Raw genomic sequence first — 19,529 nt, 5'->3', positions numbered from 1 at the left:
CCCCCATGACCACGGCTCCGGCCACAACTCCCCTGCTGTCGGCGGCCGGCCTGCGGGTCACGTTCCCCGGCCGCCGGGGCGCCCCGGCGGCGCGCGCCGTCGACGGGGTCGATCTCGACATCGGCGCCGGCGAGATCGTGGCGCTCGTCGGCGAGTCCGGCTGCGGCAAGACGTCGCTGGCGCGGGCGCTGCTCGGACTGGTCGAACCGACGGCGGGGCGTGTGACGTTCGGCGGGGCGCCGCTGTCGTACGGCTCGAAGGCGCTGCGGGCGTATCGCAGGCGGGTGCAGCTGGTCCTCCAGGACCCGAGCGGATCGCTCAATCCACGGCACACCGTGTACGACGCGGTCGCCGAGGGGCTGCGGATCCACGGCTACGCCGGCGACGAGCGCGCCGCGGTCGCGGAGGCGCTGTCCCGGGCGGGGCTGCGTCCGCCGGAGCGCTTCTTCCTGCGTTACCCGCACGAGCTGTCGGGCGGCCAGCGCCAGCGCGTCGTCATCGCGGGCGCACTGGTCCTCCAGCCCGAACTGATCGTCGCCGACGAGCCGGTGGCGTCGCTGGACGCGTCGGTGCGGGGAGAGATCCTCGCGCTGCTGCTGCGGCTGCGGGACGAACTGGACCTCTCCGCGCTGGTGGTCACCCACGACCTGGGGCTTGCGTGGAACATCGCGGACCGGGTCGCGGTGATGTACCTGGGCCGGATCGTGGAGACCGGCCCGGTGGAGGAGGTCCTCACGGCGCCGCGGCACCCGTACACGCGGGCGCTGCTGTCCGTGCTGCCGGAGTCCGCCGATCTCCCGGTGGTCCTCACCGGGGAGCCCCCGGACCCCACCCGGATTCCTTCGGGGTGCCGCTTCCACGCCCGCTGCCAGGTCCTCGCGTCGGGCGAGGCGGAGACGGCGGGCGTCGCGGCCCGCTGCCGCGGCGAGGACCTCCCGGTCCTCCCGGGCGCGGGCCCAGCCGACGTTGCCTGCCACTGGGCCACCCATTGACGGGCACGGCCCGTCGGCCCGGTGGGCCAACGCCCCGGATGCGCGGCGCCTGAGCATTCACGGACGCCTGCGGCCCGGTGGGCGGGTTTGTGCCCAACCTCCCCCAGAGCTTCGCCTGGGGGTGCCCCCATCTCGCTTCGCTCGCCCTGCCGGACGAATGCCCACAAACAGGGGGTGGGGGTAACAGCCCCAGCCATGGGACCACGACCACCCCAACTCGCGCCCGGGGACGATGCCACGGGGCGGGGCTGTGGAGGGTCGGCCCTGCGGGGGGGGTGGCGGCTGGCACCGGGCACCAACAGAACTCACCGGACCGCCGCCACCCGAGGAGTCGAGCCCGGAGGGGCCACGACACGCCACCCCACCCGCCGACCCCACCTCGAAGCCCGTCCGGCGATTGAGGACAGCCACAGACGGCGCCCCTAAGCGGGGGCAAGCTCACTCGCCCCCACCCGCACCCGCCGGAGGCGCTACGCGTCGTACGCAGTGGTCAGTTCCCGCGCCCGCTTCACGTCCTCCGCGATCGCGTCCAGCAGCGCCTCGATCGACACGAACTTCTCCATGCCCCGCACGTACGCGAGGAAGTCCACGGCCACGTGCAGCCCGTACAGGTCGAGCCCGACGCGGTCGATGGCGTACGCCTCGACCGTGCGCTCGGTGCCGTCGAACTGCGGGTTCGTGCCGACGGAGATCGCGGCCGGCATGCGCTCGCCGTCGGCGGTGAGCCAGCCCGCGTACACCCCGTCCGCGGGGATCGCCGTGTGCGGGAGCGTCTCGACGTTCGCCGTCGGATAGCCCAGCTCCCGGCCGCGCTGGGCGCCGCGCACGACGACGCCCTCGACGCGGTGGGGGCGGCCGAGGATCTCGGCGGCGCCCTCGACGTCGCCACCGGTGATCAGCCGCCGCGTCAGCGTCGACGAGAAGGGCTCGCCGCCACCCGCTTCACCCCGTACGTACAGATCGACGACCTCGACCTCGTAGTCGTAGGTGCGGCCGAGCTCGGCGAGGAAGTCCACGTTCCCCGCCGCCCTGTGGCCGAAGCGGAAGTTCGGGCCCTCGATCACGGCGCACGCGTGCAGCTTGTCGACGAGGACCTTCACGATGAAGTCCGCGGGCGACAGCTTCGAGAACTCCGACGTGAAGGGGAGGATCAGCACCGCGTCGACACCGAGCTCCGCCATCAGCTCCGCGCGCCGGTGGTGCGGGGCGAGCAGCGGCGGGTGGCTGCCGGGGCGGACGACCTCACTCGGGTGCGGGTCGAAGGTGACGACGACCGACGGCACCCCTAGCTCGCGGGCCCGCTCCACGGCGCGCCCGATGATCAGCTGGTGCCCCCGGTGGACGCCGTCGTAGGAGCCGATGGTGACGACGCTGCGTCCCCAGTCCTGGGGGATGTCCTCCAAGCCACGCCAGCGCTGCACTGTGACCGCTCCTCGCCCGAACCGAACCTGTGTCCGTCATTGACCAAATCAAGCAGTTCTAAGACTGCCATGCCCGCGGAGCCCGACGAACGCGCCCCCCAACGCTCCCTCGGTTCACTCCGAGCGCCCGTTCGGCGGGGTGAATCCGTTGACCGTGGCGGACAGACCCCTTCCGAGGGGGATCGTGGAGCGGGCAGCGGCCGTGCCCGCTCCACGGTGTACCGCACATCACACGGCGGGGCTCAGCCGAAGACGGCCAGGCTCTTCGCCTTGCCGTGCTGCTGCTCCACGAGCGCCAGCAGCCGGTCCTCCGGCCCGAAGACCGCGATCGGCCCCTGGGTCTCGTACACCGGCATGTCCAGCCGTACGCCGTTGGCGAGCAGCCGGGCACGCCTCTCGTCGACGACCCAGCGCGGGAACGCCGCGGCCGCGGCCTCCCCGATCGGCATGACGGTCAGCTCCTCCTGGAGCTGGTCCAGTGTCTTCGCCACATCCAGCTTGTACGGGCCCACGCGGGTGCGGCGCAGCGCGGTCAGGTGCCCGCCGACGCCGAGCCCGGCGCCCAGGTCACGGGCGAGGGCGCGGATGTACGTACCGGAGGAGCAGACGACCGAGACGACCAGGTCGACGACCGGGGTCCCGTCGTCGGCGACGGCCTCGCGGATGTCGTACACCTGGAACGAGGAGACGGTCACCGGCCGGGCCGGGATGTCGAACTCCTCGCCGCCCCGTACGCGTGCGTACGAGCGCTTGCCGTCGATCTTGATGGCGCTGACCTTGGACGGCACCTGCATGATGTCGCCGGTCAGCTCGGCGACGCCCGCGTAGACGGCGTCGCGCGCGACCCCGGAGGCGTCCGTGGAGGAGGTGATCTCGCCCTCGGCGTCGTCGGTGACCGTGTTCTGGCCGAGCCGGATCGTACCGAGGTACTCCTTCTCGGTCAGCGCGAGATGGCCGAGGAGCTTGGTGGCCTTCTCGACGCCGAGGACGAGCACACCGGTCGCCATCGGGTCGAGGGTGCCCGCGTGCCCGACCCTGCGGGTACGCGCGATTCCACGCATCTTCGCGACGACGTCGTGCGAAGTGAAGCCCGACGGCTTGTCCACGATGACAAGCCCGTCGGGCGTCCTGTCCTGCTGGCTCATGCGGAGGCTTCGCCCTCGCCCTCGTCGTCCCGGCCCTCGTCCTCGTCCTCCGGCTTGCGGTACGGGTCGGCCTCGCCTGCGTGGGCCTTGCCCACGGCGGTCTGGCGGACCTCCGCGTCCTTGGCCCGGGCCTTGTCGAGCAGGTCGTCGATGGTCCGTGCCGTGTCCGGCAGGGCGTCCGGGACGAAGGTCAGCGTCGGCGTGAAGCGCACCCCGGTCTGCCTGCCCACCTCGGAGCGGAGGACGCCCTTGGCGGACTCCAGCGCCGCGGCGGACGCGGCGCGCTCCTCGTCGTCCCCGTAGACCGTGTAGAAGACCGTGGCCTCCCGCAGGTCGCCGGTGACCCGGGCGTCCGTGATCGTGACGAAGCCCAGCCGCGGATCCTTGATACGCCGGTCCAGGGTCTCCGCGACCACGACCTGGATGCGATCGGCCAGCTTGCGGGCCCGCGCGTTGTCGGCCACCGGTCCTTCTCCTCTTTCGCTCTACTCAGTCTTCGTCACCGTGCAGCCGCCGTCGAACCGACAGCAGCTCCACTTCCGGCCGGGCGGCGACAAGGCGCTCGCACCGGTCCAGTACATCTGTGAGGTGTGCCGGATCCCCGGACACCGCCGCGAGGCCGATCTCGGCCCTGCGGTGGAGGTTCTGATCGCCCACTTCGGCCACGGCCACCGCGTATTTGCGCTGGAGTTCGGCCACGATCGGGCGGACCACGGAGCGTTTCTCCTTCAGCGACCGGACATCGCCGAGAAGCAGGTCGAAGGACAGCGTCCCCACAAACATGTATGTCCGGATGTCCCGCCGGTACGGGTTAGGTAGACGCCCTGCCCGCTCTTGGCAGGGACATCATGAAACCGTACACGCACGGCCGGGGCCGATCGACGGGATTACGTCCCGCCGACCGGCCCCGACCACTGTGTGCGTCAGCCGCGCGGCTTCTCGCGCATCTCGTACGTCGCGATGACGTCGTCGACCTTGATGTCGTTGAAGTTTCCGAGGTTGATACCACCCTCGAAGCCTTCGCGGATCTCGGTGACGTCGTCCTTGAAGCGACGCAGACCCTCGATGTTGAGGTTCTCCGCGATGACCTTGCCGTCGCGGACGAGGCGCGCCTTGGTGTTGCGCTTGACCTCGCCGGAGCGGATGAGAACACCCGCGATGTTGCCCAGCTTGGACGAGCGGAAGACCTCGCGGATCTCCGCCGTGCCGAGCTCGACCTCTTCGTACTCCGGCTTGAGCATGCCCTTGAGGGCCGCCTCGATCTCCTCGATCGCCTGGTAGATGACCGAGTAGTAGCGGACGTCCACACCCTCGCGCTCGGCCATCTGCGTGGCACGCCCGGCGGCGCGCACGTTGTAGCCGATCACGATGGCGTCGGAGCCGGTCGCCAGGTCGATGTCCGACTCGGTGACCGCACCGACACCGCGGTGCAGGACCCGGATGTCGACCTCTTCGCCGACGTCGAGCTGGAGCAGCGAGGACTCGAGAGCCTCCACCGCACCGGACGCGTCGCCCTTGATGATGAGGTTGAGCTGCTGGACCTCGCCGGCCTTGAGCACCTTGTCCAGGTCCTCCAGCGACACCCTGCGGGTGCGCTTGGCGAACGCGGCGTTGCGCTCACGGGCGGCGCGCTTCTCGGCGATCTGGCGGGCCGTGCGGTCCTCGTCGACGACCAGGAAGTTGTCGCCGGCGCCCGGGACGTTGGTGAGACCCAGGACCAGGACGGGGGTCGACGGAGCCGCTTCCTCGACGTTGTTGCCCTTGTCGTCGAGCATCGCCCGGACACGGCCGTACGCGTCGCCGACCACCATCGTGTCGCCGATGCGCAGCGTTCCGCGCTGGACCAGGACGGTCGAGACGGCACCGCGGCCGCGGTCGAGGTGGGACTCGATCGCGATGCCCTGCGCGTCCTGCTCCGGGTTGGCACGCAGGTCCAGGGCGGCGTCCGCCGTCAGGACCACGGCCTCCAGCAGGGAGTCGATGTTCAGACCCTGCTTGGCGGAGATGTCGACGAACATGGTCTCGCCGCCGTACTCCTCGGCCACCAGGCCGAACTCGGTCAGCTGACCGCGCACCTTGGTCGGGTCCGCACCCTCGACGTCGATCTTGTTGACCGCGACCACGATCGGCACGTCGGCCGCCTTGGCGTGGTTCAGCGCCTCGATCGTCTGGGGCATCACACCGTCGTTGGCCGCCACCACGAGGATCGCGATGTCGGTCGACTTGGCACCACGGGCACGCATGGCGGTGAACGCCTCGTGACCCGGGGTGTCGATGAAGGTGATGCGGCGCTCTTCCTCGTTGACCTTGGTCGAGACCTGGTACGCACCGATGTGCTGGGTGATACCGCCGGCCTCGCCCGCGACGACGTTCGTCTTGCGGATGGCGTCGAGCAGTCGCGTCTTACCGTGGTCGACGTGACCCATGACGGTCACCACCGGCGGACGTGCGACCAGGAACTCCTCGCCGCCCTCGTCCTCGCCGAACTCGATGTCGAAGGACTCGAGAAGCTCGCGGTCCTCCTCCTCCGGGCTGACGATCTGAACCGTGTAGTTCATCTCGCCGGCGAGAAGCTGCAGCGTCTCGTCGGACACGGACTGGGTGGCCGTGACCATCTCGCCGAGGTTCATCATCACGGCGACGAGCGACGCCGGGTTGGCGTTGATCTTCTCCGCGAAGTCGGTGAGGGACGCACCGCGCGACAGACGGACGGTCTCGCCGTTGCCACGAGGCAGCATCACACCGCCGACGGACGGGGCCTGCATGGCCTCGTACTCCTGGCGCCTCTGCCGCTTCGACTTACGGCCACGGCGCGCCGGACCGCCGGGACGGCCGAACGCACCCTGCGTGCCACCACGGCCGCCGGGACCACCGGGACGACCGCCGAAGCCGGGACGACCGCCGCCGCCACCGCCGCCGGGGCCGCCGCCGAAGCCGCCGCCACCGGGACGCGGGCCGCCGAAGCCGCCACCGCCGCCACCGGGACGACCGCCGCCGCCGGGACCGGCCGGACGGCCGGCGAAGCCGGGACGACCGCCGCCACCGCCGCCGCCACCCGGACGGCCACCGGGGCCGCCGGGACCACGGCCACCGCCGCCGGGACCGGGACGCGGGCCGGCAGCGGGACGCTGCGGCATCATGCCCGGGTTCGGACGGTTACCACCGGGGCCGCCACCGGGGCCACCGGCTCCGCGCGGAGCCTGCGGACGCGGCATGCCGCCCGGGGTCGGACGGGGGCCGCCGCCCTGCGGACGGGGACCGCCCTGACCGGCGCCCTGCGGACGCGGACCACCCGGGGCACCGGCGCCACCGGGACGCGGGGCGCCGCCCGGACGGGGCGCCTGCGGGCGCGCCATGCCGGTGGAGCCACCAGAGGTGAACGGGTTGTTGCCCGGACGCGGACCCGCGGGTCGGCCGCCCGGACGGGGGCCCTGACGTTCGCCGCCGGGGCGCGGGGCACCGGAACGGCCACCGCCCTGACCGCCGCCCTGACCGGGGCGGGCGGACGGACGCGGGCCGGGAGTGGCACCGGGCCGGGGACCGGCGGCCGGAGCTGCCGGAGGCGCGGTGAACTCCGGCGCGGCCGGAGCGGCCGGTGCAACCGGAGCAACCGGAGCGGCCGGGGTGACCGGAGCCGGCTTCGGCGCGGCCGGGGGCTTGGGGCCCGGGGTCGGCCGAGGGCCGGGGGCGGGTGCCGGGGCCGCGGGAACACTCTTGGGAGCCTCGGCAGCGGCCGGCTTGGGGGCCGGGGCGCCGGGCTTGGGGGCAGCGGGACGCGCCGCCTGCGCCGGGGAGGGCGCGGCGGGCTTCGCAGGCGTCGCCTTGCGCGGCGCCGCGGGCTTTCCGGCAGCGCGCTTCGCGGGGGAGGCCCCGGAGCCCTGCTGGAAAGCATCAGTCAATTTGCGTACAACCGGCGCCTCGATCGTCGAGGACGCCGAACGGACGAATTCACCGAGTTCTTGGAGCTTGGCCATGACGGCCTTGCTCTCTACACCGAACTCCTTGGCGAGTTCGTATACCCGGACCTTAGCCACTTCGCTCCTTTTAGGTCCGGGTTACCGCCGGACCGTCGCTACTTCATGGGCGTACTCATCGCGTACTCATCGAGTGCTCATCGCAATCTCGACCTACTTCCGACTCGCGAGGTACCTGACCGCATGGGGTTCCGTGCGGTACTGCTTTCTCTCTTCTTACGGTGCTGCCTACGCCGCCGTCTTCTCGACGGCCAGGCGAACATCCGCGGTATCGAGCGGCCCCTGGACCCTGAGGGCCCTCGGGAACGCCCGGCGGCGGACCGCCAGGTCGAGACAGACCGAGGCGGGGTGCAGATACGCACCCCGGCCGGGCAGCGTACCGCGATGATCGGGGACACATGCGTCCTCGATCGCCACGATGCGCAGCAGATCGCTCTTGGCCGCTCGCTCCCGGCATCCCACGCAGGTTCGCTCAGGGCAGGCGCGGGCTTGCGTCCGGCCAGACAACGTTAAGTCTACCTCCCCGTACCGACCTCACCCCTTTGGGGCAAGAATCGAACAGTTGATGGCTCAAAACTCTCGGCGATCCCGCGGTCACGCAACGGGTGAGCGCCGTGTTTCCAGGGCCCTGGACCGGGTCAGTCCTGCTCGGCCGGCTGCTCGGCCGGCTGCTCGGTGTCCGGGCGGATGTCGATACGCCATCCGGTGAGACGGGCGGCGAGCCGGGCGTTCTGCCCTTCCTTGCCGATCGCCAGCGACAGCTGGTAGTCCGGCACCGTCACCCGGGCCGAGCGGGCGGCGAGGTCGACGATCTCGACCTTGGATACCCGCGCCGGGGAGAGCGCGTTGGCGACCATCTCGCCCGGGTCGTCCGACCAGTCGACGATGTCGATCTTCTCGCCGTGCAGCTCGGCCATCACATTGCGCACACGGCCGCCCATCGGGCCGATGCACGCGCCCTTGGCGTTCAGGCCGCTCCGGGTCGACCGCACGGCGATCTTGGTCCGGTGGCCGGCCTCCCGGGCGATCGCGGCGATCTCGACCGAGCCGTCCGCGATCTCGGGGACCTCCAGGGCGAAGAGCTTCTTCACCAGATTGGGGTGCGTCCTCGACAGGGTGACGGACGGGCCGCGCACCCCCTTGGCCACCCGGACGACGTACGTGCGCAGCCGCAGCCCGTGCGTGTACTCCTCGCCCGGCACCTGCTCCTGCACCGGCAGGATGGCCTCCAGCTTGTCGTCCAGCTTGACCAGGACGTTCTTGGGGTCCTTGCCCTGCTGGACCTGGCCGGCGACGACATCCCCCTCACGGCGGGCGTACTCGCCGAAGGTGACGTCGTTCTCGGCGTCCCGCAGCCGCTGCTGGATGACCTGGCGGGCGGTCGAGGCGGCGATACGGCCGAAGTCGTGCGGGGTGTCGTCGAACTCGCGGGGCTCCTGGCCCTCCTCGAGCTCGGACGGGTCCTCCTTGGCCCACACGGTCACATGACCGGTCTGGCGGTCCAGCACGACACGGGCGTGGCGACGGCTGTCCGGGGTGCGGTGGTACGCGATGAGGAGGGCCGACTCGATCGCCTCGACCAACAGGTCGAAGGCAATCTCCTTCTCCTGTGCCAAGCCCCTCAGGAGCTTCACGTCGATGTCCACGGCTACGCCTCCTCTTCCTTCTTGTCCTTGCGGCTGAACTCGATCTCCACACGCGCCTTGGCGATCTCGTCGAAGGCGATGCGCCGGGTGGTGGGCTTACGGCCCTTCACGCCCGGCACCTCCAGGTCGAGGCCATCGTCGTCCAGGTCGAGGATCCGCGCGACCAGCTCACCGGCGGGCTGTCCCTCCGGGGTGGTCAGCTGGAACCTGGCCAGCCGGCCCTTGGCGCGCAGGTAGTGACGGTGCTCCTTGAGCGGGCGCTCGGCTCCCGGGGAGGTCACTTCGAGCTGGTACTCGTCGTCGCCCATGGCGTCGGTCTCGTCGAGCTTGTCGGAGATGACACGGCTCAGCTCGGCGCAGGCGTCCAGATCGACGCCGTCCTCGGAATCCACGACGACCCGCAGCACACGGCGACGGCCGGCCCGGGACAGTTCGATCTCTTCCAGATCCAGATCCGCGGCGCTGACGAGCGGTTCGAGCAGTCCGCGCAGCCTCTCGCTCTGGGTGGTGCTCATCCGGGTGACTCCTCGGCCGCGTGTGCTGTTGTGGGTTTCGTCGCGTGTCAGCACAAAGGGTATCCGGTCGCGGGGGGTGTTGCCGTCCACCCAGGGCTGACGCGAAGGTACGCTCGCCTGCGGTGATCACACCGAGGACAGGTCCTGGGCACGAGGAGACCCGCGTGGAGCGCACGGGAACGACGCGCAGACGTGCGCTCATGGCGACGGGTGCGATGGCGGCCGCGGCCGCGCTGACCGGGTGCGCGTCGGGCGGGACGCCCGCACGGCCGACGGCGCCGGGGCCCGTCTCCGCGGAGACCGCGCTGCGGCGCAGGAGCACCACGGCCAGCGCCGGTCTGCTGGCCCGATACGACGCCGTCCTGATCGCCCATCCGGGGCTCGCCGCGCGACTGGCACCGCTGCGGGCGGAGGTGGCGCGGCATGTGAAGGCGCTGGCGCCGGCAGGAGCGCGGGGCCCCGCGGGCCCCTCTCCCGCGGCGTCCGCCACCGCGGGCCCGTCCGCGTCGGCCGCACCGTCGCCCGCGCCCGTCCCCGTGTCCGGCGATGCCCGTACGGCCGTGCAGGAACTGGCCGCCGCCGAGCAGCGCGCGGCCGACGCGCACGCTGTCGCGCTGTCCGGTGCACCGCCCGAGTACGCCCGGCTGCTGGCCTCGGTCGCCGCGGCCGGCGCCGTGCACGTGTACCTGCTGACGGAAGGGGCGGTGGCATGAGCACCCTCCACACCACGCGGGCCGCGCAGGCCGCGCTCGCCGCCGAGCATGCGGCGGTGTACGGCTACGGCGTCGTCGGCGGACGCGTCGCCCCCGCCAGGCGGGCGGAGGCGACGGCTGCGTACGAGGCGCACCGCGCGCGCCGCGACGCCCTGGAGCGAACGGTGCGTGACCTGGGCGGCAAGCCGGTGGTCGCGGACGCCGCCTATGTGCTGCCGTTCCCGGTGCCGGACGCGGCCGCTGCCGTACGGCTCGCCGCGGTGCTGGAGGACCGGGTCGCGGGCGTCTACTCCGACCTGGTGCGCGCCGCCGAGGGTCCGCTGCGGAGGGAGGCCGCCGGTGCGCTGCGCGAAGCGGCGGTGCGGGCGGTGCGGTGGCGGGGCAGCGGCGTAGCCTTTCCGGGGCTCACGGAGCTCACCGAGCCGGCCGTCGCGGTCGGCCGGACCGCCGGGTGATCGCCCGGGCAGTGAAAGGGAACCACGCACGTATGGCTTTCGAACCGCCCCAGCGTCTGGTGCGGGCGCTCCCGCTCGGCGAGAGCGAATGGCTCGGGCAGCTGCCCAAGCTCCTGGAGGACGCGGTCGTCCGGCACGGTCTGGACGTGGAACGGGTGGTCGCCCCCGGCGGGCGCAGCAGCCTGGTCGCGCTCGTACGGCGGTCGGACGGCTCGCCCGCTGCGCTGAAGCTCGTCCCGCCCTCCGCCGCGGCCGGTCTTGAGGGGGCCGCGCTGGAGTGCTGGAACGGGTTCGGCGCGGTCCGGGTGCTGGACGCGTCCGAGGGGGCGCTGCTGCTGGAGCGGCTGCATCCCGAGGTGTCGGTGCGGTCGCTCCCGGAGTCGAAGGCGCTCCTGGAGGCGGCGGGGACGGTGCGGCGGCTGTGGGTGGAGCCGCCCGCCGGCCATGCCTTCGAGACGGTCGCCGAGCGTACGGGGCGGCAGGCCGCAGCCCTGTCGGAGCACGCCGACGAGGCGCCGCCTGCGCTCGTGTCCGGGGCGCTGGGGGCGCGCGAGGAGCTGCTGGCCGGGGCGGCCGAGGAGCTGCTCCTCCACGGCAACTTCCGCCAGAGCAAGGTCCTCGGCGGTGACCGGGCGCCGTGGCTGACGGTCGGGCCCGAGCCGCTGGTCGGTGAGCGGGCGTACGACCTGGCCCGCCTCGTCCGCGACCGGGTCGAGGACCTCATCGCGACGGTCTCGGGCCCCTCGGCGGCCCGCCGCCGTGTGAACCGCCTGGCGGACTCCCTGGACCTGGACCCGGACCGGCTGCGCGGCTGGACCCTCTTCCGCGCGGTGGAATCGGCCACCCGAGCGATGGTCTCCGGCCGCGGCCGCGAGGCGGAACTGTCCTTGGAGCTGGCGGCCTGGCTCTAGGGCGTTGTCTTGAGAGTCCCGTCTGCCGGCGACGCCTGGCACGCTCCCCCAGAGCTCACGCCTGGGAGGGTGCCCTCACCCCTGTAGCCCTTCGGGCACGGGACGTGCCCCCACCGCATGGACTCCTCCTCCGCCCAGCGGTCGCACGTACCGGACGCCGCCGCCCGGCCTTCGGGCCGCCGGCCGGTCCCGGTCAGCACCGGGCGACCGTCCCCAAGTGCCGGACGGGCTGGGGGTGTCGGAGTCACCCCCGTGGGTGGCGGTCACCGACCACCACCCACGGGGGCACCACTGCTCTCCGAGCCCGGAACGTGCTCCGTCAGGAGAGGACTCGGGCGATCGCCTCCGCCACCGGGAGCTCCTCGCGCTCGCCCGTGCGACGGTCCTTGAGTTCGACGACGCCCTCCGCCGAGCGGCGGCCGGCGACGAGGATCGTCGGGACGCCGATGAGCTCCGCGTCCGTGAACTTCACGCCCGGGGAGACGCCCGCGCGGTCGTCGACCAGGACCCGCGCCCCCGCCGCACCGAGCTGCTCGGCGACGTCGAGGGCCAGCTCGGTCTGGAGGGCCTTGCCCGCCGCCACGACGTGCACGTCGGCCGGGGCGATCTCGCGCGGCCAGCACAGACCCTGCTCGTCCGCGTGCTGCTCGGCCAGCGCCGCGACCGCGCGCGAGACGCCGATGCCGTAGGAGCCCATGGTCACGCGGACCGGCTTGCCGTTCTGGCCCAGCACGTCGAGCTGGAAGGCGTCCGCGTACTTGCGGCCCAGCTGGAAGATGTGGCCGATCTCGATCGCGCGGTCCAGCTTCAGCCCGGCCCCGCAGGACGGGCACGGGTCGCCGTCCTCGACCACGACGACGTCGAGACGGTCGTCGACCTCGAAGTCACGGCCGCAGACGACGTTCTTCGCGTGCGTGTCCGGCTTGTTCGCGCCGGTGATCCACGCCGTGCCGGGCGCGACGCGCGGGTCGGCGATGTAGCGGACCTTCTCCAGACCCTGCGGGCCGACGTAGCCGCGGACCAGGTCGGGCCTGCCCTCGAAGTCCTCGGCGGTGACCAGCTCGACGGTGGCCGGTGCGAGGTGGTCGGTGAGCTTGCCCAGGTCGACCTCGCGGTCGCCCGGCACGCCGACCGCGACGATCTCGCCGTCGACCTTCACGAGGAGGTTCTTCAGGGTGGCGGACGCGGGGACACCGAGGTGCTCGGCCAGCGTCTCGATGGTCGGGGTGTCGGGGGTGTCCAGCTCCTCGACCGGCCCGTGCTCCACACCCTCCACGACGGGGGCCTTGAAGGTGACGGCCTCGGTGTTCGCGGCGTAGTCGCAGGACGGGCAGTACACGAACGTGTCCTCGCCGGCGGGCGCCGGCGCGAGGAACTCCTCGGAGGCCGAGCCGCCCATCGCCCCGGAGACGGCCGAGACGATGCGGTGCTCCAGGCCGAGCCGGCTGAAGATCTTGATGTACGCCTCGCGGTGCAGCCGGTAGGACTCGGCCAGGCCCTCGTCGGAGGTGTCGAAGGAGTACGAGTCCTTCATCTGGAACTCACGGCCGCGCAGGATGCCGGAGCGGGGACGCGCCTCGTCCCGGTACTTCGTCTGGATCTGGTACAGGATGACCGGCAGGTCCTTGTACGAGGTGCACTGGTCCTTCACCAGCTGGGTGAAGATCTCCTCGTGCGTCGGGCCCAGCAGGTAGTCCGCGCCCTTGCGGTCCTGGAGGCGGAAGAGCTCCGCGCCGTACTCGTCCCAGCGGCCGGTCGCCTCGTACGGCTCCTTCGGCAGCAGCGCGGGCAGCAGGACCTCCTGCGCACCGATCGCGTCCATCTCCTCGCGGACGACGCGCGCGACGTTCTCCAGCACGCGCATGCCCAGCGGCAGCCAGCTCCAGATGCCGGCGGCGTTGCGGCGGACGTAGCCCGCGCGGACCAGGAGCTTGTGGCTGAGCGTCTCCGCGTCCGCCGGGTCGTCGCGCAGTGTCTTGACCATCAGACGGGACATGCGCTGGACCTGGGCTGCCATGGGTTATCTCCTGCGTACAAGAAAGGGTGATGTGCAGGAGGTTAGCCGGGCAGTCCCGGCGGGTGGAAATCAGTTCCCCCGCGAGAAGTCCCGCCGCAGCGGCAGCGGCGCCCCCATCACCGCATACGGCTCCGGCGCACTCGGGCTGCACCTCCCGGGGGACGACCCCCGGACCCCCGGCAGGCCCCCATCACCCCCGCCGCAGCGGCAGCGGCGCACCCATCACCGCGTACGGCTTCGGCGCACTGGGGAAGAGGACGTGCCGGGCCAGGTCCTGGTAGCCGAGTGCCCGGTAGAGCCCGCGCGCCGGGCTCTCGGTGTCGATCGCGGAGAGGATCGAGCGGGGCTGGGCGGCGGTGTCCGTGATGGTGGTGATCAGGGAGCGGCCGATGCCCCTGCCCTGGTGGGCGGGGTGGACATGGAGCTCGGTGATGACGAAGGAGTCGTCGAGCCAGTCGTCGGCACCGCTCCTGCGCAGATACGGCTCGACCACCGTGGACCACCAGTGGGTGCGGTCGTTGGGCATGCCGTACACGAAGCCGACGAGCCGGCCGTCCGGGGTCGTCGCACCGAGGGCGCAGGCGCCGGGGCAGAGCAGGTGCCGGAGCACGATATGGCGGCGGATCGCGATCTCGTCCTCGCTGAGCCCGAAGGCGAGGGCCTGCACGGCGAGCGCGTCGTCGACGCGGGCCGCGAGGTTGACGGGGCCGACCACGACATCGTGTTCCATGCCGGGCACCCTACTTGGCCCCGATCGGGTCGGAACAGCACGTCAGAACAGCACGCTCATGAACGCGCCGACCTCGCGGAACCCGACGCGGCGGTAGGCCGCGCGGGCGGCGGTGTTGAAGTCGTTGACGTACAGGCTGACGACGGGCGCCACATCGGCGAGGGCGTACCGCAGGACGGCGGTCATGCCGGTCTCGGAGAGGCCGCGGCCGCGGAACTCGGGGGCGACCCAGACGCCCTGGATCTGGCACGCCTGCGGGGTCGCCGCGCCGATCTCGGCCTTGAAGACGACCCTGCCGTCCTCTATCCGGGCGAAGGAGCGCCCGGAGCCGACGAGCTCGGCGACCCGTGCCTGGTAGAGCAGCCCGCCGTCGCCAGCGAGGGGCGAGACCCCGACCTCCTCGGTGAACATGGCCACGCACGCGGGCATGATCACCTCCATCTCGTCCTTCTGGATGCGGCGGACGTACGGATCGGGGGCGACGCCCTGCGGCATGGCCTCGGTGACCATCAGCGGTTGGTGGGAGCGGACCTCGCGGGCCGGTCCCCAGCTGGGTTCGAGGAGCCGCCACAGCAGTCCGGTGGGTTCGGCGGGGCCGACGATGGACGAGCAGCGGCGGCCGGACCGGCGCGCGCGGTCGGCGAAGGCGCGCACGGCTTCGGGGGTGGCGCAGATGGGCACGAGGTTGGCGCCGGAGTAGCAGAGCGAGCGGAGCCGGCCGTCCTCGTACCAGCCCCACATCTCGCCGCCGAGCCGCCAGGGGTCGAGCCCGGCGACCTGGACGCGGGACGTGACGAAGGCGTTGACGACGGGCTCGCTCTCCAGGACGGCGAGCGCGGCTCCGAGGTCTCCGGGGTCGAGGACCCGGGTGGTCGTCTGCATCAACAAGAGGGCGGCTCCAACACTCCTTCGGCACCGGTCGGGCCTGTGGGCTGCTGATTTCCGCACTGTACCCGGAGATGCCGTGCGGCACCGCATGCGAGGAAGGGACCGGCCCCGGTGGGGGCCGGTCCCTTCCTGGGGACGCGGTGGGTCAGCCGACGGGGACCGGGTCCTCGCCGGCGGCGATGACGGTCGGAGCGCCGGAGGCGACGCCGTCCTTCTCCATCTGCTCGGCGATCTTCAGGGCCTCTTCGATGAGGGTCTCGACGATCTTCGACTCGGGCACGGTCTTGATGACCTCGCCCTTGACGAAGATCTGGCCCTTGCCGTTGCCGGAGGCGACGCCGAGGTCGGCCTCGCGGGCCTCGCCCGGGCCGTTGACGACGCAGCCCATGACGGCGACGCGCAGCGGCACCTCCATGCCCTCCAGACCGGCCGTGACCTGGTCGGCGAGCTTGTAGACATCGACCTGGGCGCGGCCGCAGGACGGGCAGGAGACGATCTCCAGGCGGCGCTGGCGCAGGTTGAGCGACTCCAGGATCTGGATGCCGACCTTGACCTCCTCGGCCGGCGGCGCGGAGAGCGAGACCCGGATGGTGTCGCCGATGCCCTCGCTGAGCAGGGCGCCGAAGGCGACGGCGGACTTGATGGTGCCCTGGAAGGCGGGGCCGGCCTCGGTGACGCCGAGGTGCAGCGGGTAGTCGCACTGGGCGGCCAGCTGGCGGTAGGCGTTGACCATGACGACCGGGTCGTTGTGCTTGACCGAGATCTTGATGTCGCGGAAGCCGTGCTCCTCGAAGAGCGACGCCTCCCACAGGGCGGACTCGACGAGAGCCTCGGGGGTGGCCTTGCCGTACTTCTTCAGCAGCCGGGCGTCGAGCGAGCCGGCGTTGACGCCGATACGGATCGGGGTGCCCGCGTCGCCCGCGGCCCGCGCGATCTCCTTGACCTTGTCGTCGAACTGCTTGATGTTGCCCGGGTTCACCCGGACCGCGGCGCAGCCCGCGTCGATCGCGGCGAAGACGTACTTCGGCTGGAAGTGGATGTCCGCGATCACCGGGATCTGCGACTTCCTGGCGATCGTGGCGAGCGCGTCGGCGTCGTCCTGGGTGGGGCAGGCGACGCGGACGATCTGGCAGCCGGACGCGGTCAGCTCGGCGATCTGCTGAAGGGTCGCGCCGATGTCGGAGGTCCGCGTCGTCGTCATCGACTGCACGGAGACGGGAGCGTCCCCGCCGACGGCGACCGAGCCGACCTGGATCTTGCGGCTGACCCGCCGGTCGGCGAGCTTGGTCGGAACGGACGGCATTCCGAGAGAAATCGCGGTCATCTGCTGTGCAACCCCAAGGTGTGGATCGAGGTCCCGAGATCGGCGGGCTCCGGCCTTCGAGGTTACGCCACGGGCCTCGGCCCGAGCACACCGCGCCGGTCGTGGCTCCGTATGTCTGCGGAGATGTGAGTGGCCGGGCACCCATGGTGCCCGGCCACTCTGAACAGCTCGTTGCTAGGAGATTTTCACCGGGTTGACGATGTCGGCGACCAGGACGAGCAGGGTGAAGCAGATGAAGATCCCCGCCACCACATAGGCGACCGGCATCAGCTTCGCCACGTCGAAGGGCCCGGGGTCGGGCCGGCGGAAGAGCCTGGCGACGTTGCGGCGTACGGACTCCCAGAGCGCCCCGGCGATGTGGCCGCCGTCGAGCGGCAGCAGCGGAAGCATGTTGAACAGGAAGAGGGAGAGGTTGAAGCCGGCGAGCAGCATCAGGAACGTGGCGACGATGTTCTGCGTGGGTGCGTCCAGGTTGAGCACCTCGCCGCTGATGCGCGCGGCACCGACCACGCCGACCGGGGAGTCGTCCTTGCGCTCGCCGTCGCCGAAGGCCGCGTCCCACAGGTCGGGGACCTTGGCGGGGAGCGAGATGATCGACTCGACACCGTTCTCGATCATGTCGCCCATACGGTCCAGGGACTGGCCGAGGGTCTGCGGCACGATCTCGCTCCTGGCCGCGAAGCCGAGGTAACCGGCGCGGACGAACTCGTCGGGGACGACTTCTCCGTCGGCGTCCTTCTTGGCCACCAGGTTCTCCCGCAGGGTGGCGTCGAGGACCTTCTCCTCGCCGCCGCGCTGCACGGTGATGGTGGCGGGGCCGATGGTCTCCCGGATGCGGTTGGACAGGTCGGTCCAGTCCTTGACGGGCACTCCGTCGAAGGCGACGATCCGGTCGCCCTTCTGCAGGCCGGCGGCCGCCCCGGGGGAGACCGGGTCGCTCTTCTCGCAGGTGTTGCGGTCCTCGCTCTGCGGGATGACGCACTGCTGGACCCCGGCGACCTCGGTGGTCTGGGTCTGGAAGCCGAACGACATCGCGACCCCGAGGAAGATCGCGACGGCGAGCACCAGGTTCATGAACGGGCCCGCGAACATCACGATGACGCGCTTCCACGGCTTGCGCGTGTAGAAGAGCCGGGTCTCGTCGCCGGGCTTCAGCTCCTCGAAGGCCGCGGAGCGGGCGTCCTCGATCATGCCGCGCCAGGGGGAGGTGGAGCGGGCCTCGATGCGCCCGTCGTCACCCGGCGGGAACATCCCGATCATGCGGATGTAGCCGCCGGCCGGGATCGCCTTGATTCCGTACTCCGTCTCGCCCTTGTGCCGCGACCAGATCGTGGGGCCGAAGCCCACCATGTACTGGGGCACGCGGATACCGAAGAGCTTGGCCGTGGAGAGATGGCCGAGCTCGTGCCAGGCGATGGAGAAGAGCAGGCCGACGGCGAACAGCACAATGCCGAGGACCGTCAACAGAATCGTCATGCGCGAGCCTCCGCTGTCGCCTTCGTCGCTGCCTGTTGCGCCAGTTCCCGGGCGCGGGCGCGCGCCCAGGTCTCCGCTTCCAGGACGTCCGGGACCGTCAGCGAGGTTCCCCGTACGCCCGGGTGTTCGCCGACGACTGCCGTGACCGTATCCATGATTCCGTTGAACGGCAGCCGTCCCGCGAGAAACGCGTCCACGCATTCCTCGTTGGCGGCATTGAACACCGCCGGTGCCGTGCCGCCCAGTTCCCCGACGTGGCGTGCGAGCCCCACGGAGGGGAACGCCTCGGTGTCGAGCGGAAAGAACTCCCAGGTGGAGGCCGTGGACCAGTCGAAGGCGGGGGCCGCGTCGGGCACCCGCTGCGGCCAGCCGATGCCGATGGCGATCGGGCCGCGCATGTCCGGCGGGGTGGCCTGCGCGAGGGTCGAGCCGTCCTCGAACTCCACCATCGAGTGGACGTAGGACTGCGGGTGGACAACCACCTCGATGCGGTCGAACGGGATGTCGTAGAGGAGGTGCGCCTCGATGACCTCCAGGCCCTTGTTGACGAGGGTCGCGCTGTTGACCGTGATCACCGGGCCCATGGCCCAGGTGGGGTGCGCGAGGGCGTCCTTCGGGGTGACGTCCGCCAGTTCGGCCTTCGTACGGCCGCGGAAGGGGCCGCCGGACGCGGTCACGACGAGCTTGCGGACGTCGGCGCGGGTGCCGGCGGCGAGCGCCTGGAAGAGCGCGGCGTGCTCGGAGTCGACGGGGATGATCTGGCCGGGCTTCGCCAGCGCCCTGACCAGGGGGCCGCCGACGATCAGCGACTCCTTGTTGGCGAGGGCGAGCGTGCGGCCCGCTTCGAGGGCGGCGAGCGTCGGCGCGAGGCCGATGGAGCCGGTGATGCCGTTGAGCACGGTGTGGCAGTCCGACGCGGCGAGCTCGGTCGCCGCACCGGGCCCGGCGAGGATCTCGGGGAGCGGCTCGCCCGTCCCGTACAGCGACCGGAGCGCCTCGCGGAGCGCGGGGACGGCCTCCTCACGGGCGACGGCGACCGTGCCGACCCGCAGCCGGTGCGCCTGCTCGGCGAGCAGCTCGACCCGGCCGCCGGCGGCGGAGAGGCCGGTGACGCGGAAACGGTCGGGGTTGCGCAGGACCAGGTCGATGGCCTGCGTGCCGATGGACCCGGTGGAGCCGAGGACGACGATGTCCCGGCGGCCTTCGGCCGGATCGAAGACGATGTGCGGGTCGGCGAGGGGGGATGGGCTGTCGCTCATGCCCCCCATTGTGTCCGCAACCGCGGTGCGTCCCGACAGGGCGTCCCCGTGCACCTCCCCGAG

18 protein-coding genes are annotated in these 19,529 nt (G+C 71.8%); 4 read left to right on the top strand and 14 right to left on the bottom strand.

The window, feature by feature from the left end:
• Positions 1 to 5: 5 nt before the first annotated feature.
• Complete coding sequence (locus KK483_RS26615) at positions 6 to 992, top strand: ABC transporter ATP-binding protein (protein ID WP_262007742.1); 987 nt, start codon at positions 6 to 8, stop codon at positions 990 to 992.
• A gap of 470 nt (positions 993 to 1,462) precedes the next feature.
• On the opposite strand, the gene KK483_RS26610 is transcribed toward KK483_RS26615, so the two are convergent.
• The 8 genes from KK483_RS26610 to rimP form a co-directional block, all read right to left on the bottom strand.
• The gene (locus tag KK483_RS26610) at positions 1,463 to 2,413 is read right to left on the bottom strand and encodes a bifunctional riboflavin kinase/FAD synthetase (RefSeq protein WP_262007741.1); all 951 of its coding nucleotides are present in this window, start codon (positions 2,411 to 2,413) and stop codon (positions 1,463 to 1,465) included.
• A 242-nt stretch (positions 2,414 to 2,655) separates the two neighbouring features.
• Positions 2,656 to 3,558, bottom strand: coding sequence for a tRNA pseudouridine(55) synthase TruB (gene truB, locus KK483_RS26605; protein WP_262007740.1), 903 nt, complete (start codon positions 3,556 to 3,558; stop codon positions 2,656 to 2,658).
• Positions 3,555 to 4,022, bottom strand: a complete 468-nt coding sequence (gene rbfA / locus KK483_RS26600; RefSeq protein WP_262007739.1) for a 30S ribosome-binding factor RbfA — start codon at positions 4,020 to 4,022, stop codon at positions 3,555 to 3,557. The genes truB and rbfA overlap by 4 nt, the downstream gene beginning before the upstream one ends.
• Positions 4,023 to 4,047: 25 nt before the next feature.
• The gene (locus tag KK483_RS26595) at positions 4,048 to 4,341 is read right to left on the bottom strand and encodes a DUF503 domain-containing protein (RefSeq protein WP_262007738.1); all 294 of its coding nucleotides are present in this window, start codon (positions 4,339 to 4,341) and stop codon (positions 4,048 to 4,050) included.
• Between the two features lie 140 nt (positions 4,342 to 4,481).
• Entirely contained in the window at positions 4,482 to 7,592 is a 3,111-nt protein-coding gene (infB, locus tag KK483_RS26590; RefSeq protein ID WP_262007737.1) for a translation initiation factor IF-2, read from the bottom strand.
• Between the two features lie 168 nt (positions 7,593 to 7,760).
• Entirely contained in the window at positions 7,761 to 8,039 is a 279-nt protein-coding gene (locus tag KK483_RS26585; protein WP_262007736.1) for a YlxR family protein, read from the bottom strand.
• A gap of 131 nt (positions 8,040 to 8,170) precedes the next feature.
• Entirely contained in the window at positions 8,171 to 9,178 is a 1,008-nt protein-coding gene (nusA, locus tag KK483_RS26580) for a transcription termination factor NusA (RefSeq protein ID WP_262007735.1), read from the bottom strand.
• Positions 9,179 to 9,180: 2 nt separating this feature from the next.
• Complete coding sequence (rimP, locus tag KK483_RS26575) at positions 9,181 to 9,693, bottom strand: ribosome maturation factor RimP (protein ID WP_262007734.1); 513 nt, start codon at positions 9,691 to 9,693, stop codon at positions 9,181 to 9,183.
• Positions 9,694 to 9,857: 164 nt separating this feature from the next.
• On the opposite strand from rimP, the gene KK483_RS26570 reads away from it, so the two are divergent.
• From KK483_RS26570 to KK483_RS26560, 3 genes are read left to right on the top strand one after another with little or no spacing between them, the layout of a single operon-like run.
• Positions 9,858 to 10,406, top strand: a complete 549-nt coding sequence (locus tag KK483_RS26570) for a hypothetical protein (RefSeq protein ID WP_262007733.1) — start codon at positions 9,858 to 9,860, stop codon at positions 10,404 to 10,406.
• Positions 10,403 to 10,861 carry a ferritin-like domain-containing protein gene (locus KK483_RS26565; protein WP_262007732.1) on the top strand — a complete coding sequence of 153 codons (459 nt, stop codon included), beginning with the start codon at positions 10,403 to 10,405 and terminating at the stop codon, positions 10,859 to 10,861. Before KK483_RS26570 ends, KK483_RS26565 begins: the two co-directional genes overlap by 4 nt.
• A gap of 32 nt (positions 10,862 to 10,893) precedes the next feature.
• The gene (locus tag KK483_RS26560; protein ID WP_262007731.1) at positions 10,894 to 11,772 is read left to right on the top strand and encodes an aminoglycoside phosphotransferase family protein; all 879 of its coding nucleotides are present in this window, start codon (positions 10,894 to 10,896) and stop codon (positions 11,770 to 11,772) included.
• Positions 11,773 to 12,091: 319 nt separating this feature from the next.
• Here KK483_RS26560 and KK483_RS26555 read toward each other — a convergent pair whose 3' ends face one another.
• From KK483_RS26555 to dxr, 6 genes are all read right to left on the bottom strand, one after another.
• Positions 12,092 to 13,789, bottom strand: a complete 1,698-nt coding sequence (locus KK483_RS26555) for a proline--tRNA ligase (protein ID WP_262007730.1) — start codon at positions 13,787 to 13,789, stop codon at positions 12,092 to 12,094.
• Between the two features lie 190 nt (positions 13,790 to 13,979).
• Positions 13,980 to 14,519 carry a GNAT family N-acetyltransferase gene (locus KK483_RS26550; RefSeq protein WP_262007729.1) on the bottom strand — a complete coding sequence of 180 codons (540 nt, stop codon included), beginning with the start codon at positions 14,517 to 14,519 and terminating at the stop codon, positions 13,980 to 13,982.
• Between the two features lie 42 nt (positions 14,520 to 14,561).
• A complete protein-coding gene (locus KK483_RS26545) occupies positions 14,562 to 15,404 on the bottom strand; it encodes a GNAT family N-acetyltransferase (protein ID WP_262009703.1) in 843 nt (280 codons plus the stop codon).
• Between the two features lie 148 nt (positions 15,405 to 15,552).
• Positions 15,553 to 16,731 (bottom strand): flavodoxin-dependent (E)-4-hydroxy-3-methylbut-2-enyl-diphosphate synthase, encoded by a 1,179-nt coding sequence (ispG, locus tag KK483_RS26540; protein ID WP_262007728.1) that lies wholly within the window; start codon positions 16,729 to 16,731, stop codon positions 15,553 to 15,555.
• Between the two features lie 174 nt (positions 16,732 to 16,905).
• Positions 16,906 to 18,207 carry an RIP metalloprotease gene (locus KK483_RS26535; protein WP_262007727.1) on the bottom strand — a complete coding sequence of 434 codons (1,302 nt, stop codon included), beginning with the start codon at positions 18,205 to 18,207 and terminating at the stop codon, positions 16,906 to 16,908.
• Positions 18,204 to 19,466 carry a 1-deoxy-D-xylulose-5-phosphate reductoisomerase gene (gene dxr, locus KK483_RS26530; protein ID WP_262007726.1) on the bottom strand — a complete coding sequence of 421 codons (1,263 nt, stop codon included), beginning with the start codon at positions 19,464 to 19,466 and terminating at the stop codon, positions 18,204 to 18,206. Before dxr ends, KK483_RS26535 begins: the two co-directional genes overlap by 4 nt.
• Between the last annotated feature and the right edge of the window lie 63 nt (positions 19,467 to 19,529).

The organism is Streptomyces sp. FIT100, assembly GCF_024584805.1.
Lineage (GTDB): Bacteria > Actinomycetota > Actinomycetes > Streptomycetales > Streptomycetaceae > Streptomyces.
Note: the sequence above shows the minus strand (reverse complement) of the source record. Positions and strands in the feature narration are given on the sequence as shown.

Excerpts from the sequence above, each read along its gene's own strand:
- KK483_RS26595 (WP_262007738.1), bottom strand. The coding sequence starts at position 4,341 with ATGTTTGTGGGGACGCTGTCCTTCGACCTGCTTCTCGGCGATGTCCGG.
- rimP (WP_262007734.1), bottom strand. The coding sequence starts at position 9,693 with ATGAGCACCACCCAGAGCGAGAGGCTGCGCGGACTGCTCGAACCGCTC.
- ispG (WP_262007728.1), bottom strand. The coding sequence starts at position 16,731 with ATGACCGCGATTTCTCTCGGAATGCCGTCCGTTCCGACCAAGCTCGCC.
- KK483_RS26615 (WP_262007742.1), top strand. The coding sequence starts at position 6 with ATGACCACGGCTCCGGCCACAACTCCCCTGCTGTCGGCGGCCGGCCTG.
- truB (WP_262007740.1), bottom strand. The coding sequence starts at position 3,558 with ATGAGCCAGCAGGACAGGACGCCCGACGGGCTTGTCATCGTGGACAAG.
- KK483_RS26535 (WP_262007727.1), bottom strand. The coding sequence starts at position 18,207 with ATGACGATTCTGTTGACGGTCCTCGGCATTGTGCTGTTCGCCGTCGGC.
- KK483_RS26555 (WP_262007730.1), bottom strand. The coding sequence starts at position 13,789 with ATGGCAGCCCAGGTCCAGCGCATGTCCCGTCTGATGGTCAAGACACTG.
- dxr (WP_262007726.1), bottom strand. The coding sequence starts at position 19,466 with ATGAGCGACAGCCCATCCCCCCTCGCCGACCCGCACATCGTCTTCGAT.
- KK483_RS26550 (WP_262007729.1), bottom strand. The coding sequence starts at position 14,519 with ATGGAACACGATGTCGTGGTCGGCCCCGTCAACCTCGCGGCCCGCGTC.
- KK483_RS26565 (WP_262007732.1), top strand. The coding sequence starts at position 10,403 with ATGAGCACCCTCCACACCACGCGGGCCGCGCAGGCCGCGCTCGCCGCC.
- KK483_RS26560 (WP_262007731.1), top strand. The coding sequence starts at position 10,894 with ATGGCTTTCGAACCGCCCCAGCGTCTGGTGCGGGCGCTCCCGCTCGGC.